Genomic DNA, 15,141 nt, shown 5'->3' with positions numbered 1-15,141 from the left:
CTGTGGATAACCGAGGAGCTCCCATGGACCAGTACGTCGTATTCGGCAACCCCATCGGCCATAGCAAGTCGCCGCTGATCCACCGCCTGTTCGCCGACCAGACCGGCCAGGACCTGGAGTACGCCACCCTGCTGGCGCCTCTGGACGAGTTCAGCGACTGCGCCACAGGCTTCTTCAAGCAAGGTAGCGGCGCCAACGTCACCGTGCCATTCAAGGAAGAGGCTTATCGTCTGTGCGACAGCCTCACCCCGCGTGCGCAACGTGCTGGCGCGGTGAACACCCTGACCAAGCTGGCCGACGGTACCTTGCAAGGCGACAACACCGACGGCGCCGGGCTGGTGCGTGACCTTACGGTGAACGCCGGGGTGACCTTGGCTGGCAAGCGCATCCTTATCCTTGGCGCTGGCGGTGCTGTTCGGGGTGTGCTTGAGCCGATCCTGGCGCACAAGCCGCAATCGCTGGTGATCGCCAACCGTACCGTCGAGAAAGCCGAGCAGCTGGCGCGGGAGTTCGATGAGCTGGGGCCGGTGGTGGCCAGTGGTTTCAGTTGGTTGCAGGAGCCGGTGGACGTGATCATCAACGCTACTTCTGCGAGCTTGTCTGGCGAACTGCCGCCGATTGCCGACAGCCTGGTCGAGGCGGGGCGCACCGTCTGCTACGACATGATGTATGGCAAGGAGCCGACGCCGTTCTGCCTGTGGGCCACCAAGCTGGGTGCGGCCAAGGTGCTGGATGGACTGGGGATGCTGGCCGAGCAGGCGGCCGAGGCGTTCTTTATCTGGCGGGGGGTGCGTCCGGACACGGCGCCTGTGTTGGATGAGCTACGTCGTCAACTGGCGCGCAGTTGACGTCGGAGCTCTGTCGGATGAATTGGCGCTCCAGTTCGACCTGCTGTTGGTAGTGAGCGAGTTTTGCTGCGGATTGCGTTATGCCGGTGTAGGGATCGCGCGCTGTCATATCGCTTTCCAGCCGGGCGATACGTGCCTGTGCATCTGTAACGCTCCAGCAGTTGTCCACAGCGCTGCTGCTTGGAGCGGCTAGTAATGGCACGAGTGCCAGTGCGAGATGAACGCAACTACTCATGGCGTGCTCCGCAGTGAATGAGCGTTGTTTACTCTTTCATCGCCTGCACGCTGTTCGCAACTGACAGAAATACCAGTTGACCGTCAGCCCTCGAAGCGAATCGGGCAACTCGCCATGCCTTCCAGCTTCTGCAGTTCCTCGATCACCTGCGGCCTTGCCCGCTGCAACGTCAGGCTCCCGCCATTGCGCATCAACCGCCGCGCTTCGCGGTGCAACATATCCACACCCGAATAATCGATGAAGTTCACCTGTCGCGCATCGATCACCACATGCGGCCCCTGGCAGCGCTGCAAGCGCAGCTGCAGGTAATGCGCCGCGCCGAAGAAGATCGACCCGCCCACCCGCAACACGTCCGCCTCCCCTTCCCGGCTCTGCTGTACTCGCGGCCTCGAGGTGCGCTTGAGGTAGAAGAACAGCGATGCCAGCACCCCGGCGTAGATCGCCGTCTGCAGCTCCAGCAGCAGGGTCGCGGCGGCGGTCAGCGCCATCACCAGGAACTCCGAGCGGCTGACCCGGAACAGCGCGCGGATGCCGTGATGGTCCACCAGCCCCCAGCAGATCAGCAGGATGCTGCCCGCCATCGCCGGGATCGGCAGATGAGCGATCAGCCCGGCCCCCGCCACCGCGAACAGCGCCACCCACAGCGCCGAGAACACCCCGGCCAACGGCGAGCGGGCGCCTGCGTCGTAGCTGAGCCCGGAACGGGTAAAGGAGCCGGAGGACAGGTAGCCGGAGAACAATGCCCCGACGATGTTCGACAAGCCCTGGGCGCGGATCTCCTGGTTGGCGTCGATCAGTTGCTCGGAACGTGCGGACAGGGAACGGGCGATGGACAGGCTGGTGACCAGCCCGAGCATGCCGACAGCCACGGCACTGGGCAGCAGGCGCAGGATAAGTTCCACATCGAGTAACGGCAGTGGGCTGAGCGGTGGCAACTGGCCGACGAAAGCGGGCACGCGCGGCACATGGCCGAACACGCTGGGCAACAGCCAGGCCGCCAGGCTCACCAGCAGCAGACTTATCAACAGGCCCGGCCAGCGTGGACGCCACAGCTTCAACAGCACGCCAATCGCCAGGGTGCTCAGTCCCAGAACCAGCGATGGCATGTCCACCTCGCCAACATGCCCAGCGAGTTCCTGCACGGTCTTCAGAGCCGTGGCCTGGCTAGGCAGGTCCAGGCCCAGCAGGTTGGGAAATTGCCCCAGGGCGATGACGGCGGCGGCACCGAGGGTGAAGCCCAGCACCACCGAATGGGAGACGAAGTTGACCAGCGCGCCGAAGCGCAGCAGCCCCAGCAAGAGTTGGAAGATGCCGCCGAGGAAGGTCAGCAGCAGCACCAGGGTCACGTAGTCGTCGCTGCCGGCGACGGCCAGCGGGCTGATGCTGGCATAGAGGACGATGGAAATGGCGGCGGTGGGGCCACAGATCAGGTGCCAGGACGAGCCCCACAGGCAGGCCACCAGCACCGGCACGATGGCGGCGTACAGGCCGTACTCGGCGGGCAGGCCGGCGATCAGGGCGTAGGCGATCGATTGCGGCAAGGCGAGGATGGCGCCGCTCAGGCCCACCAGCAGGTCCTGGCGCAGGCTACGGCCTGACTGGCGGGGGAGCCAGGTGAGGAAGGGCAGCAGGTGGTGGAGACGAGGCATGCGTCATTCCTGTTCAGTATCGCAGGCGAGGGCGTTGCCCTCGTTTCGCGACACAAGGCCGCTCCTACAGAAAAGCGCGAACTCCTGTAGGAGCGGCCTTGTGTCGCGAAAGGGCCGCAAAGCGGCCCCAGCAGCCTAACAGACAAAAATCAGAGTTTGGCTTTGACCGTTTCTGCTGCATCCCCGCCAGCTTTGGTGGTCACCCCTGCAAGCCAGGCATCCAGGACCTGTGGATGAGCCTTCACCCACCTCCTGGCCGCTTCATCAAAGCTCACCTTCTTGTCCACAACCTCGGCCATGATGCTGTTCTCCATGTCCAGCGTGAACGTCAGGTTGCCCAGCAACTTCGCCGCATTCGGGCACGCCTGTGGATATCCCTTGCGGGTCAGCGTGTACACATCGCCTTTGCTGCCAAACCATTTTTCGCCACCCGTGAGGTAATGCATCTTCAACTTCACGTTCATCGGGTGCGGGGTCCAACCCAGGAAGGTGATGAACTGCTGCTTCTTCACCGCCCGATCCACTTGGGCCAGCATCGCCTGCTCGCTGGACTCGACCAGCTTCCACTGGCCAAGCGCGAAATCGTTCTTGTCGATGATCTCCTTCAGCGACAGGTTGGCCGGCGCGCCGGAGCCGATGCCGTAGAGCTTCTTGTCGAACTTGTCGGCGTGCTTGTGCAGGTCGGCGAAGTCCTTCACGCCGGCCTCCCACACATAATCGGGCACCGCCAGGGTGAATTCGGTGCCCTCCAGGTTGCGCGCCAGCTGCTGCACGTCGCCATTGGCGATGAACTTGTCATGAAAGCCCTGCTGCGCCGGCATCCAGTTGCCGAGGAAGGCATCCACCCGGCCATCCTTCAGGCCACCATAGATGATCGGCACGGCCAGGCTGTCGATCTTCACCTGGTAGCCCAGGCTTTCCAGAAGCAGGCGGGCGACGGCGTTGGTGCTGGCGATATCGCTCCAGCCGGGGTCGGCCAGTTTCACGGTGCTGCATTGCGCGTCGCCGTCGGCGGCGTGGGCCGTGCCCAGGCTCAGGGCCAGGGCGAGCACGGCGGTGGAGAACTTCTGCATGGCGGCCTCTCTTCTCAATCCAGGGGGGCGGGCTGTGGATAACGTGCCTTGCGCTCGAGGTCGTCGAGATCGATGTGGTTGCGCATGTACTGTTGGCTGGCGTCCACCAGGGGTTGGTGGTCCCAGCTTTTCAGCGTGCCGATGGACAGCGCCTCGGCCACCAGACGGCGGCGGCGCTGGCTGGCCAGCACCTGCTGGCGCAGGCTGGGGATATCCCAGCGCAGCTTCGCTTCATCGACAAATGCCTGCAGCAGCGCCTGGTGGTCGGGGCTGCCGGTGAGGTTCTCCCGCTCGTGCGGGTCGCGGCTCAGGTCGTAGAGTAAACAGGGGTCGTCCTCGCTGTACACGAACTTGTACGCGCCGCGGCGGATCATCATCAGCGGGCCGACGGTACCTTCGGCCATGTATTCGCCGATCACCTCGTCATGACCGCCCTGCCCTTGCAGATGGCCGAGCAGTGAGCGACCGTCCAGGTGCAGGCTTTTATCCACAGCGCCGCCGGCCAGTTCGACAAGCGTCGGCAGCAGGTCGCAGGTGGAAACGCTGGCGCTGATGCGCGCAGGATCGAAGTGCCTGGGCGCGTGGATCAGCAGCGGTACCCGCGCCGACATCTCGAACCAATGCATCTTGTACCAGAGCCCCCGCTCGCCAAGCATGTCGCCGTGGTCGCCGGAGAAGACGATCAGGGTGTCGTCGGCCAGGCCGCAGTCTTCCAGCGTCTGCACAAGCAGGCCGATATTGTCGTCGATGTAGCTGCAGGCACCGAAGTAGGCGCGGCGGGCATCGCGGATCTTGTCTACGGGCAGCGGCTTGTCCCACAGGTCGTAGACCTTGAGCAGGCGTTGCGAGTGCGGGTCTTGCTGGCTCTGGGCGATCGTGTCGCGGGGCAGCGGGATATCCACCGCCTCGTAGAGATCCCAGTAGCGTTTGGGGATGGTGTACGGATCGTGCGGGTGGGTCATCGACACGGTCAGGCAGAACGGCCGGCCATGGTCTTCGCGTACATGGTCGTAGAGGTACTGGCGTGCCTTGAACACCACCTCCTCGTCGAAATCCAGCTGGTTGGTGCGCACGCACGGTCCGGCCTGCAGCACCGAGGACATGTTGTGGTACCAGCTCGGGCGCTCGTCAGGCGCGTCCCAGTTCACCGCCCAGCCATAGTCGGCCGGGTAGATGTCGCTGGTCAGGCGTTCTTCGTAGCCGTGCAGCTGGTCCGGGCCGCAGAAATGCATCTTGCCCGACAGCGCGGTGCGGTAGCCGAGGCGGCGCAGGTAGTGGGCGTAGGTCGGAATGTCGGCGGGGAAGTCGGCGGCGTTGTCGTAGGCGCCGATGCGGCTGGGCAGCTGGCCGCTGACCAGGGTGAAGCGCGAGGGCGCGCACAGCGGGCTGTTGCAATAGGCGGAGTCGAACACCACGGCCTGCTCGGCGAGGCGCGCCAGGTTGGGCATCTTGATCGGCGACGGGCTGTAGATCGGCAACAGCGGCGCGGCCATCTGGTCGGCCATGATGAACAGGATATTGGGTTGCTTCATGGTGCCCTTCCATCGTCGAGAGTTATGGTGAACGCTTGCAATCCAGCATGGTCCTGTGGATAAGGTGGGTAAAGCCCACGTCGGGCAATGACTCGGATTAGCCATGCTTATGTTTGAACACCTTGCCGACCTGTCTCTGGACGCATTGCGTGTGTTCGAGTCCGCCGCGCGCTTGCGTAGCTTCACGGCTGCGGCCGTGGAGCTGGGCACCACCCAGCCGGCGGTCAGCCAGCAGATGAAGCGCCTGGAGGCGCAGTTGGGCACGCGGTTGTTCGACCGGATCTACCGGGGCATCGAGTTGACCGAGGCGGGGTTGCTATTGTTCGAACAGGTGCACCAGGGCTTGCAGGCGATGGACGATGGCGTCGCCCAAGCCAGTGGGCGCGGCCAGCGCGAGGTGCTGCAGGTGGCTACGGACTTCGCCTTTGCGGCGTTCTGGCTGATGCCGCGCTTGCAGCGTTTCCACGACGCTTATCCACAGGTGGACGTGAGCCTGGTGACCGGCGAGCGCAGCCAGGGGATGCTGCGCCCGGACATCGATGTGGCGGTGCTGTTTGGTGATGGGCGTTTCCATCAGGGCGAGAGTCGCTGGTTGTTCGACGAGGAGGTCTTCCCGGTCTGCAGCCCACGGCTGACTCATGGCAAACCCTTGTCAGCCGAGGCTTTGCAACGATTGCCGTTGTTGCACCTGAAGGGCGAGCAGGCCAGTCGCTGGTTCGATTGGGCGGGGGTGTTTCGTGGTCTTGGCGTGGACAGCCCTCCTCCGTCCGGTCAACTGCGGTTCGACAACTACACCCTGCTGATTCAGGCGGCGATTGCTGGCCAGGGCGTGGCGATCGGCTGGGCGCATCTGGTGGACGGGCTGGTCGAGCAAGGGTTGTTGTGTCGGCCCATGGAAGGCAGTTTGCGATCGGAGCGCGGGTATTACGTGGTGCTGCCGCCGCGCAAACGGCGCGGGGCGTTGATCCAGCGGTTTGTGGATTGGCTGGAGCGGGAGCCCGTCCTGTAGGAGCGGCCTTGTGCCGCGAAAGGGGCGCGAAGCGGCCCCAGGTTTCAGCATTCCTGCAACATTGCCGGGGCTGCTTCGCAGCCCTTTCGCGGCACAAGGCCGCTCCTACAGAGATGGCGTAGACTTCCAGGCATGCTTTCAACGCCATCAGGAGCCACCGTGCAAAGGATCAAGGGCTATCACGCCCACGTGTACTACGACGCATCGACCATGGAACAGGCCCGTGAGCTGTGCGAGGAAGCAACGCGGCTGTTTCCCGTGACCATGGGACGCATGCACCAGAAACCGGTTGGGCCGCACCCGGACTGGAGCTGTCAGCTGGCCTTCGGGCCGGAGGTGGTGGGTGTGGTTTTGCCGTGGCTGGCGCTGTATCGCAAGGGGCTGGTGGTGTTTTTACATCCGGAAACCGGCGATGAACTGGCGGATCATCGCGATCATGCGATCTGGATGGGGGCGATCAGGCCGTTGGATCTGTCGATCTTTGGTGCTTGATGCAACGTGGTAGCGGGCTTTGCCCGCGATGGCTTCACTGCCGCCATCGCGGGGCAAGCCCGCTACCAGAACATCAATTGCGGGCGGCGCGCACGCCTTCGGCCAGCGCCGAGCACAGGCTCAGCACATCCTGCACTGCCTGGCCGGCATCCTTGGCCTGGGCGATCTTGTCGACCAGCGCCGAACCGACCACCACGCCATCAGCCAGACGGGCAATGGCGGCGGCCTGTTCAGGCGTGCGGATACCAAAGCCAACGCTGATCGGCAGATCGGTATGCCGACGCAGGCGGGCAATGGCCTCGGTCACATGCTCGGTGGTTGCCGAACCCGCACCGGTCACACCTGCAACCGACACGTAGTAGACGAACCCGGAGCTGCGCTCCAGCACGCGCGGCAGGCGCGCATCATCAGTGGTCGGGGTGGTCAGGCGGATGAAGTCGATGCCCGCGGCCTGGGCTGGCGTGGCCAGCTCGGCGTCGTGTTCCGGTGGCAGGTCGACGATGATCAGACCATCGACGCCCGCCTCTTTCGCCTCGGCGACGAACTGCTCGACGCCGAAACGGTGGATCGGGTTGTAATACCCCATCAGCACGATAGGCGTGGTCTGGTTATCCACACGGAATTCGCGAACCATCTGCAAGGTCTTGGCCAGTGTCTGGCCGGCTTCCAGGGCGCGCAGGGTGGCGAGCTGGATGGCCACGCCGTCGGCCATCGGGTCGGTGAAGGGCATGCCCAGTTCGATCACGTCGGCACCGGCGGCCGGCAGGCCCTTGAGGATCCGCAGCGAGGCATCGTAGCCCGGGTCGCCGGCGGTGACGAAGGTGACCAGGGCGGAACGGCCTTCGGCCTTGAGTTCGGCGAAGCGTTGTTCGAGACGGCTCATGCCTGTTTCTCCTGGGCGGCCATGTGGTTCATCACGGTTTGCATGTCCTTGTCGCCGCGACCGGACAGGCAGATCACCATCAGGTGGTCCTTGGGCAGTTTCGGCGCGCGCTTGATCGCCTCGGCCAGGGCGTGGGAGCTTTCCAGCGCCGGGATGATGCCCTCCAGGCGGCAGGTGGCGTGGAAGGCGTCCAGGGCCTCGTCGTCGGTGATACTGACGTACTCTACGCGCTTCACTTCGTGCAGGTAGGCGTGCTCCGGGCCGATGCCGGGGTAGTCCAGGCCTGCTGAGATCGAGTGGGCGTCGGTGATCTGGCCGTCGTCGTCCTGCAGCAGGTAGGTGCGGTTGCCGTGCAGCACGCCCGGTACGCCGCCGTTGAGGCTGGCCGCGTGCTTGTCGGTGTGCACGCCGTGGCCGCCGGCTTCGACGCCGATGATCTGTACGCTGGCATCATCGAGGAAGTCGTGGAACAGGCCCATGGCGTTGGAGCCGCCGCCGACACAGGCGATCAGGCTGTCGGGCAGGCGCCCTTCCTTCTCCTGCAGCTGGGCACGGGTTTCCTTGCCGATGATCGACTGGAAGTCGCGGACCATCGCCGGGTACGGGTGCGGGCCTGCCACGGTGCCGATCAGGTAGAAGGTGTCCTCGACGTTGGTGACCCAGTCGCGCAGGGCCTCGTTCATGGCGTCCTTGAGGGTGCCGGTGCCGGCGGTCACCGGGACGATCTCGGCGCCCAGCAGCTTCATGCGGAACACGTTGGCCTGTTGGCGCTCGATGTCGGTGGCGCCCATGTAGATCACGCAAGGCAGGCCGAAGCGCGCGGCGACGGTGGCGGTGGCCACGCCGTGCATGCCGGCGCCGGTCTCGGCGATCAGACGTTTCTTGCCCATGCGCTTGGCCAGCAGCACCTGGCCGATGCAGTTGTTCACCTTGTGCGCGCCGGTGTGGTTGAGCTCTTCACGCTTGAAGAAAATCTTCGCGCCGCCGCAGTGCTCGGTCAGGCGCTCGGCGAAGTACAGCGGGTTGGGGCGGCCGATGTAGTCGCGCTGGAAGTAGGCCAGTTCTTCGAGGAACTTGGGGTCGGCCTTGGCGGCTTCGTATTCACGGGCCAGGTCCAGCACCAGGGGCATCAGGGTTTCGGCCACGTAGCGGCCGCCGAACGAGCCGAACAGGCCGTTGGCATCGGGGCCGGCGCGGTATTGGGTCTGGGTCATGGGGCGCTCCAGGGCGTAATGGATGAGTGATGGGCTTTACTCTAACCACGACGCGGCCGGCTGAAAACCGATAAGATTGCGCAAACCTGTCAGGAAAACTCACAAGTAAAATGGCCCAGGACCTTCCCCCCCTCAACGCCCTGCGGGCCTTCGAGGCGACCGCCCGGTTGAACAGTGTCAGCCAGGCTGCCGAGGCACTTCACGTTACCCATGGCGCCGTCAGTCGACAGATCAAGGTGCTCGAGGAGCATCTGGGCGTGGCCCTGTTCGCCAAGGACGGGCGTGGCGTCAAACTCACAGATGCCGGGGTGCGCCTGCGTGATGCCAGCTTCGAGGCGTTCGACCGCTTGCGCAGTGTCTGCGCCGAGCTTTCCCGCGATGCCGACGAAGCGCCCTTCGTGCTCGGCTGTTCCGGCAGCCTGCTGGCGCGCTGGTTCATCCCGCGCCTGGGGCGCTTGAAGGCCGACCTGCCGGAACTGCGCCTGCACTTGTCCGCTGGCGAAGGCGATCTCGATCCCCGCCGCCCGGGGCTGGATGCCCTGCTGGTCTATGCCGAACCGCCTTGGCCGGCAGACATGCAGGTGCATGTGCTCGCCCAAGAGCGGATCGGTCCGGTGATGAGCCCGCACTTCGAAGGCTTCGATCGTTTGAAAGCCGCGCCAGCCGTGGCTTTGCAACGAGAGGCAGTGTTGCACACGACCTCGCGGCCACAGGCCTGGCCGACCTGGGCGCAGCAGCATGGCATCGAGCCTGGTGCGTTGAGTTACGGCCAGGCATTCGAGCATTTGTATTACCTGTTGGAAGCGGCGGTGGCCGGCCTTGGCGTGGCCATCGCGCCACAACCGCTGGTGGCGGACGACCTGAAGGCCGGGCGGCTGGCTGCGCCATGGGGCTTCTCCCCGACCCGCGCCGCGTTGGCCCTGTGGGTGCCCCGGCGCGCCGAGCACGGGCGCGCCGAGCAGCTGGCGCAATGGCTGCGCCGGGAGCTGCAGCAGCAGGCGGGCTAGCTGCGCCGGCACATCAGGTAGGCGGCCAGCAGGCCGAGGGCGCCGACTGCCACACCCGCAGTGGTCCAGGGATGTTCCTGGGCGTAGTCACGGGTGGCGACGCCGGTCTGGCGGGTACGGGTTTTCACCTCCTCATAGGCATCGCTGAGCAGGCTGCGCGAATGTTTGAGGGCGTTCTCGGCATTGCCGCGCAGCGCCTTCATGGTCTTGTGGGATTCCTCCGAGGCATCGTGCTTGAGGTGCTCAAGCGTCTTGAGCAGGCTCTCGATCTCGGCTTCCATGCTTTCCAGGGAGGCTTGGCGCAGGGAATTGCGGGGCATAGTGACTCTCCTTCGCGGTATGGGCTGTAAGAAGTGCGACTGCGCGGCGCTGGGAAAGTGCAGTCGAACTTTCTCCTGCGGCGATCGCTCGCAGGTAAACCGGGCTTGCGCTGCTAGGCTCAACGGACTACCCAACCAAGGAGAGCACTCATGTCGGATCATCACACCTACAAGAAGATCGAGCTGGTCGGATCCTCCCCCACCAGCATCGAAGAAGCGATCAACAATGCCCTGGCCGAGGCCGGCAAGAGCATCAAGCACCTGGAATGGTTCGAGGTGGTCGATACCCGCGGGCATATCCGCGACAACAAGGCCGCGCACTTCCAGGTGACGCTGAAGGTGGGCTTCCGCATCGCCAACAGCTGAAACGAAGCTGGGCTAGGCTTGCCCGGCCTGATCGGGTAATAAGGTTGCAGGGCGCGAGCTTCGCGCCCTTTTCGTCTTTGATCTGTACAAGGAAAGCGATCGATGAAGAAGTTGATTCTGGCCATGGGGCTGATGGCGTTGGCCGGTGGCGCGCTGGCGGCAGGCAAGCCGTGCGAGGAGCTCAAGGCGGAGATTGCGGCGAAGCTCGATGCCAAGGGGGTGAAGGGTTACAAGCTTACGATCGCCCCCAAGGGTGATCCTGCCGACAAGGTGGTGGGTACCTGCGAGGGTGGGACCAAGGTAATTGCCTATAGCCGTGACTGATTGTGGCTCCATCGCGGGGCAAGCCCGCTCCCACAGAGCGTACCCTGTAGGAGCGGGCTTGCCCCGCGATGACCTTTAACCGGTCTTCAAGGCCTGCGCCATCAGCTCATAGGACCTGATCCGGTCGGCATGCTCGTACAGATCGCTGGTGAAGATCAGCTCATCCGCCCCGGTCTGCTCCAGCAGTACCTCCACCTTCGCCCGCACCTTCTGCGGGCTACCGATCATCGCCAGGCCCAGGAAGCTGCTCACTGCATCGCGCTCATGGGGCAGCCATAGTCCATTCATGCTCTCGACCGGTGGGCGCTGCATCAGGCTCTGGCCACGGATCAGCGCGAGGATGCGCTGGTACACCGACGTCGCCAGGTACTCGGCCTTTTCGTCGGTCTCGGCCACCACCATCGGGATGCCGAGCATCACGTAAGGCTTGTCCAGCGTGGTGGACGGCTTGAAATGGTCGCGGTAGATGCGGATCGCCTCGTGCATGTAGCGTGGCGCGAAGTGCGAGGCGAAGGCATAGGGCATGCCGCGCATGCCGGCCAGCTGGGCGCTGAACAGGCTGGAGCCGAGCAGCCACATCGGCACCTCGGTGTCATGGCCGGGCACGGCGATCACTTTTTGATCATCTGTACGCGGGCCAAGGTAACGCGACAGTTCCTCGACATCATCGGGGAAGTCGTCGGCACTGCCGGAGCGTTCACGGCGCAGGGCGCGGGCGGTCATCTGGTCGGAACCCGGGGCGCGGCCCAGGCCCAGGTCGATACGCCCCGGGTACAGGCTGGCCAGGGTACCGAACTGTTCGGCGATCACCAGCGGCGCATGGTTGGGCAGCATCACCCCGCCGGAGCCGATGCGGATGCTCGAGGTGCCACCGGCCAGGTAGCCGATCAGCACGGCGGTGGCCGAACTGGCGATGCCGTCCATGTTGTGGTGTTCGGCGACCCAGAAGCGGTTATAGCCGAAGCGCTCGACGTGTCGGGCCAGGTCCAGCGAGTTGCGCAGCGATTGCGCCGGGCCGCCATCGGCGCGCACGGGCACCAGGTCGAGGGTGGAAATCTTCAGGTCTCGCAGGTGCGTCATTGGAGCCTCCGCTTCAGGTGATTGGCCATGGCCTTCTGGACTCTGTATGGGCATATTCGCTGGATTCAATGCCGTCCTGTGGATTGATCTGAACTTGGCGTGGGCTTGGTCCTCAGAACCTTAGACACCCCAACCCTGTGACAGGAGGCAGCATGAAGAAGACAGCATCGGCGGTCTGGCAAGGTGGCCTGAAGGATGGCAAGGGCCAGATCTCCACTGAAAGCGGCGCGCTCAAGCAGGCGCCCTACGGCTTCAACACCCGTTTCGAAGGCATGCCTGGGACCAACCCGGAGGAACTGATCGGCGCTGCCCATGCCGGCTGCTTCTCCATGGCATTGTCGATGATGTTGGGCGAGGCGGGATTCACGCCTGAGCGGATCGACACTCACGCCGAGGTGAGCCTGGACAAGCAGGCCGATGGCTTTGCCATCACCGCCGTTCACCTGACCCTCAAGGCCACCGTGCCTGGGGCCAGCGAGACACAGTTCCAGGAGATCGCCAACAAGGCCAAAGCCGGCTGTCCGGTGTCCAAGGTGCTGAACGCAACCATCAGCCTGGATGCCACACTGCTTTCCTAGGCGTCGCAACGGCGGCGGTTTCCTGTAGTCTAAACAGCGTTGGCAGCTTGTCTGCCCTGTCTCAGGAGCCGTTCCATGATCCGCGTTGCATTTGGTGTGCTGGTTTCCCTGCTGGCCTCGGCCGCACTGGCCGCGCCCAAGCCGTGCGAGGAACTGAAAGCCGAGATCGAAGCGAAGATTCAGGCGAACAAGGTTTCCTCCTACACGCTTGAGATCGTGCCCAATGCCGAGGTCAGTGATCCGAACATGATCGTTGGCAGCTGCGAGGGCGGCACGAAGAAGATCATCTACCAGAAGAACGATCGGTAAGGTCGGCCTCCACCTCTGTAGGAGCGGCCTTGTGCCGCGATGGGGCGCGTAGCGGCCCCAGGATTTCAGCATCAAACAAAAATCGCCGGGGCTGCTGCGCAGCCCCATCGCGACACAAGGCCGCTCCTACAGGCGAATGGCTGTGAGTCCTAGGGAATGCAGGTCACGTTGCTCGGCTCGTTGACCACCACCTTGCGGTTGGCGTCATACAGCAGCACCTGCGGCTGCATCGCCGGGGCCCGCGCCTCCAGGCGATAACGCTGGCCGGCCTTGAAGTCGTTGTAGCGCACGGTGAGGTAGCAGGTTCGCTCGGTGGGGTCGGTGCTGAAGCCGCCGGAATAGATCTCGTAGTCGAAGCGCACCACCAGCTCATGCTTGCCGGGCGTCACCTGGAAGTAGCGGCCGTCGTCCAGGCGCTGGCCGTCCAGACGGTCAGCCATGATGGTTCTGCCGGGGGTGATGGTGTAGAGATCGACCCAGGCCTTGCCTGGGTCTACGGGCGGCAAGGGGCTGGCGCACGCCCCCAGTGCACTGAGGGCCATCAGCATCATGGGCTGGCGCATGGTGAAACTCCCGCTCGCGGTTCACAGGTTACAAGCATAGCGCCGTTCGCGGGGTTCAGGTGCGCTGGCAGCCTGCCGGCTCACCCTGGCCGATCAGTTTCTGCTGCTGGTCGTAGAGCTTGATCCAGGGGCGGAAACCGATGCTGCCCGCCTGCATCTGGTAGCGTTGCCCGGCGGAGAAGTCCTTGTAGCTGAGATTGAGCTGGCAGTCGCGCCACAGCGGCTCGTCCACCGGGCCGATATTGCTGGGCGTCACGGCGAACTGGTAGCGCACGGTCAGCTCGTGATTGCCGGGCTGCACCTGGAAATAGCGGGTGTCGGCCCAGTCGCGCTCATCGACCTGCAGGGCGTGCAGCGAGTCGTTGTCTCCGGGGGCCAGGTCGATCCAGGCCTGGTTTGGGTCGGCGTGGGGCAGGAAGGAGGCACAACCGGACAACAGCACGAGCGTGCCGGCGGCAAACAGCAGAGTACGCATGGCGGAGCTTCCCCTTGGCGAGATAGTCTTGGTCGCATTCGGCCGACGAGCGAGATAGACAGCCTCGATGTTTGGACTTTTTCTTTTCATGCGCTGCAGCCGTCGGGTTCTCGACCGCGTTTTCACCCGGTTGGTTCCCGTGGCACTGGGCGTCCTGCTGAGCGGTTGCTCCAGCGTGGGGTATTACGGCCAGTTGGCCGAGGGCCAGTGGCAGCTGTTGCGGGCACGCCAGCCGCTGGACCGGGTGATCGGGGATCCGGCCACCAGCCCGGCGTTGCGCCAGCGCCTGTTGTTCGCCGAAAAGGCCCGGGCGTTCGCCAGCACGCAATTGAAGTTGCCGGACAACGGCAGTTACCGGGTCTACGCCGACCTGGGTCGACCGTATGTGGTGTGGAATGTATTCGCGACCCCTGAATTGTCGTTGCAACCGGTGACCCATTGCTTCCCCATCGCCGGCTGCGTGGCCTACCGCGGCTATTACCGACAGGGCGCGGCCCGCGGCGCGGCGGCGTTGATGCGCCAGGAAGGCCTGGATGTCTATGTGGGAGGTGTGGAGGCTTATTCCACCCTGGGCTGGTTCGACGATCCGATCCTGTCGACCATGGCCGGCTGGGGCGATGAGCGCCTGGCCACGGTGATCTTTCATGAGCTGGCACACCAGCGCTTCTACGTGCAGGACGATACCGAGTTCAACGAGTCGTTCGCCTCGTTCGTCGAACAGGAGGGCACCCGGCAATGGCGTGCCGCGCGTGGGTTGGCAGCCATCGAGGATGCTGGCGCCAGGCAGCGCGAGCAGTTCACCCGCTTGGTGCTGGCCAGTCGCGAGCGGTTGCAGGCGATCTATGCCGGGCCGCTGGATGAGGCGGGCAAACGGGCGGCCAAGCAGGCCGAGTTCGAGCGGTTGCGCCGGGAGTACCGTGAGGTGCGGGATCGGGACTGGAGCGGGGATCGGCGGTTCGATGCCTGGGTCTTTGCGCCGTTGAACAATGCCAAGCTGCTGCCTTTTGGGCTTTATGACCAGTGGGTTCCGGCGTTTTCGCAGTTGTTCAAGGATGTTGGTGGGGATTGGCTGCGTTTTTATCAACGGGTGGAGGCGCTTGGGAGGCTGCCGATCGAGCAGCGCAAATTGGCGTTGGCAGAGCTGGCCTCATCGCGGGGCAAGCCCGCTCCCACGACCTGATACG

General features: G+C 64.3%; 18 protein-coding genes. 9 read left to right on the top strand and 9 right to left on the bottom strand.

Annotation, left to right across the window (positions count from 1 at the left end):
• The first annotated feature begins 23 nt into the window (after positions 1–23).
• Complete coding sequence (gene aroE, locus K2O50_RS00605; RefSeq protein ID WP_050703161.1) at positions 24–848, top strand: shikimate dehydrogenase; 825 nt, start codon at positions 24–26, stop codon at positions 846–848.
• 318 nt (positions 849–1,166) lie between these two features.
• On the opposite strand, the gene K2O50_RS00600 is transcribed toward aroE, so the two are convergent.
• The 3 genes from K2O50_RS00600 to betC all read right to left on the bottom strand — a co-directional run bounded on the left by K2O50_RS00600 (position 1,167) and on the right by betC (position 5,337).
• Complete coding sequence (locus tag K2O50_RS00600) at positions 1,167–2,732, bottom strand: SulP family inorganic anion transporter (protein WP_050703162.1); 1,566 nt, start codon at positions 2,730–2,732, stop codon at positions 1,167–1,169.
• 149 nt (positions 2,733–2,881) lie between these two features.
• Positions 2,882–3,805: a choline ABC transporter substrate-binding protein gene (choX, locus tag K2O50_RS00595; protein ID WP_050703163.1), complete on the bottom strand. Its 924-nt coding sequence runs from the start codon at positions 3,803–3,805 to the stop codon at positions 2,882–2,884.
• A gap of 14 nt (positions 3,806–3,819) precedes the next feature.
• Positions 3,820–5,337 (bottom strand): choline-sulfatase, encoded by a 1,518-nt coding sequence (betC, locus tag K2O50_RS00590; protein WP_050703164.1) that lies wholly within the window; start codon positions 5,335–5,337, stop codon positions 3,820–3,822.
• Between the two features lie 109 nt (positions 5,338–5,446).
• Between betC and K2O50_RS00585 the strand changes: the two genes are divergently transcribed.
• Positions 5,447–6,346 (top strand): choline sulfate utilization transcriptional regulator, encoded by a 900-nt coding sequence (locus K2O50_RS00585; protein ID WP_050703208.1) that lies wholly within the window; start codon positions 5,447–5,449, stop codon positions 6,344–6,346.
• Positions 6,347–6,505: 159 nt separating this feature from the next.
• Positions 6,506–6,838, top strand: coding sequence for a DOPA 4,5-dioxygenase family protein (locus K2O50_RS00580; RefSeq protein WP_028688720.1), 333 nt, complete (start codon positions 6,506–6,508; stop codon positions 6,836–6,838).
• Between the two features lie 73 nt (positions 6,839–6,911).
• On the opposite strand, the gene trpA is transcribed toward K2O50_RS00580, so the two are convergent.
• Both trpA and trpB read right to left on the bottom strand, forming a co-directional pair.
• On the bottom strand, positions 6,912–7,721 hold the full coding sequence (gene trpA / locus K2O50_RS00575; RefSeq protein ID WP_050703165.1) for a tryptophan synthase subunit alpha: 810 nt from the start codon (positions 7,719–7,721) through the stop codon (positions 6,912–6,914).
• A complete protein-coding gene (gene trpB / locus K2O50_RS00570; protein WP_011531493.1) occupies positions 7,718–8,935 on the bottom strand; it encodes a tryptophan synthase subunit beta in 1,218 nt (405 codons plus the stop codon). The genes trpA and trpB overlap by 4 nt, the downstream gene beginning before the upstream one ends.
• A 110-nt stretch (positions 8,936–9,045) precedes the next feature.
• Between trpB and K2O50_RS00565 the strand changes: the two genes are divergently transcribed.
• Positions 9,046–9,942: a LysR family transcriptional regulator gene (locus tag K2O50_RS00565; RefSeq protein ID WP_050703166.1), complete on the top strand. Its 897-nt coding sequence runs from the start codon at positions 9,046–9,048 to the stop codon at positions 9,940–9,942.
• Here K2O50_RS00565 and K2O50_RS00560 read toward each other — a convergent pair.
• On the bottom strand, positions 9,939–10,262 hold the full coding sequence (locus tag K2O50_RS00560; RefSeq protein WP_050703167.1) for a YqjD family protein: 324 nt from the start codon (positions 10,260–10,262) through the stop codon (positions 9,939–9,941). The genes K2O50_RS00565 and K2O50_RS00560 overlap by 4 nt on opposite strands.
• A 150-nt stretch (positions 10,263–10,412) precedes the next feature.
• On the opposite strand from K2O50_RS00560, the gene K2O50_RS00555 reads away from it, so the two are divergent.
• Together K2O50_RS00555 and K2O50_RS00550 are read left to right on the top strand one after the other, a co-directional pair.
• Positions 10,413–10,628, top strand: coding sequence for a dodecin (locus K2O50_RS00555; RefSeq protein WP_011531496.1), 216 nt, complete (start codon positions 10,413–10,415; stop codon positions 10,626–10,628).
• A 102-nt stretch (positions 10,629–10,730) separates the two neighbouring features.
• Positions 10,731–10,952, top strand: a complete 222-nt coding sequence (locus K2O50_RS00550) for a DUF1161 domain-containing protein (protein WP_050703168.1) — start codon at positions 10,731–10,733, stop codon at positions 10,950–10,952.
• 75 nt (positions 10,953–11,027) lie between these two features.
• Here K2O50_RS00550 and K2O50_RS00545 read toward each other — a convergent pair whose 3' ends face one another.
• Positions 11,028–12,032 (bottom strand): LLM class flavin-dependent oxidoreductase, encoded by a 1,005-nt coding sequence (locus K2O50_RS00545; RefSeq protein WP_050703169.1) that lies wholly within the window; start codon positions 12,030–12,032, stop codon positions 11,028–11,030.
• A 152-nt stretch (positions 12,033–12,184) separates the two neighbouring features.
• On the opposite strand from K2O50_RS00545, the gene K2O50_RS00540 reads away from it, so the two are divergent.
• Positions 12,185–12,610: an OsmC family protein gene (locus tag K2O50_RS00540; protein WP_050703170.1), complete on the top strand. Its 426-nt coding sequence runs from the start codon at positions 12,185–12,187 to the stop codon at positions 12,608–12,610.
• Between the two features lie 75 nt (positions 12,611–12,685).
• The gene (locus K2O50_RS00535; protein WP_050703171.1) at positions 12,686–12,919 is read left to right on the top strand and encodes a DUF1161 domain-containing protein; all 234 of its coding nucleotides are present in this window, start codon (positions 12,686–12,688) and stop codon (positions 12,917–12,919) included.
• Positions 12,920–13,068: 149 nt separating this feature from the next.
• Here the strand turns inward: K2O50_RS00535 and K2O50_RS00530 are convergent, their stop codons facing one another.
• Both K2O50_RS00530 and K2O50_RS00525 read right to left on the bottom strand, forming a co-directional pair.
• Positions 13,069–13,482: a hypothetical protein gene (locus tag K2O50_RS00530; protein WP_028688711.1), complete on the bottom strand. Its 414-nt coding sequence runs from the start codon at positions 13,480–13,482 to the stop codon at positions 13,069–13,071.
• A gap of 55 nt (positions 13,483–13,537) precedes the next feature.
• Positions 13,538–13,957, bottom strand: coding sequence for a hypothetical protein (locus tag K2O50_RS00525; protein ID WP_050703172.1), 420 nt, complete (start codon positions 13,955–13,957; stop codon positions 13,538–13,540).
• 88 nt (positions 13,958–14,045) lie between these two features.
• Here K2O50_RS00525 and K2O50_RS00520 point away from each other — a divergent pair, with 88 nt between their 5' ends.
• Complete coding sequence (locus tag K2O50_RS00520; RefSeq protein WP_050703173.1) at positions 14,046–15,137, top strand: aminopeptidase; 1,092 nt, start codon at positions 14,046–14,048, stop codon at positions 15,135–15,137.
• The last annotated feature ends 4 nt before the right edge of the window (positions 15,138–15,141 follow it).

The organism is Pseudomonas sp. 2hn, assembly GCF_019646095.1.
GTDB lineage: Bacteria > Pseudomonadota > Gammaproteobacteria > Pseudomonadales > Pseudomonadaceae > Aquipseudomonas > Aquipseudomonas peradeniyensis.
Note: the sequence above shows the minus strand (reverse complement) of the source record. Positions and strands in the feature narration are given on the sequence as shown.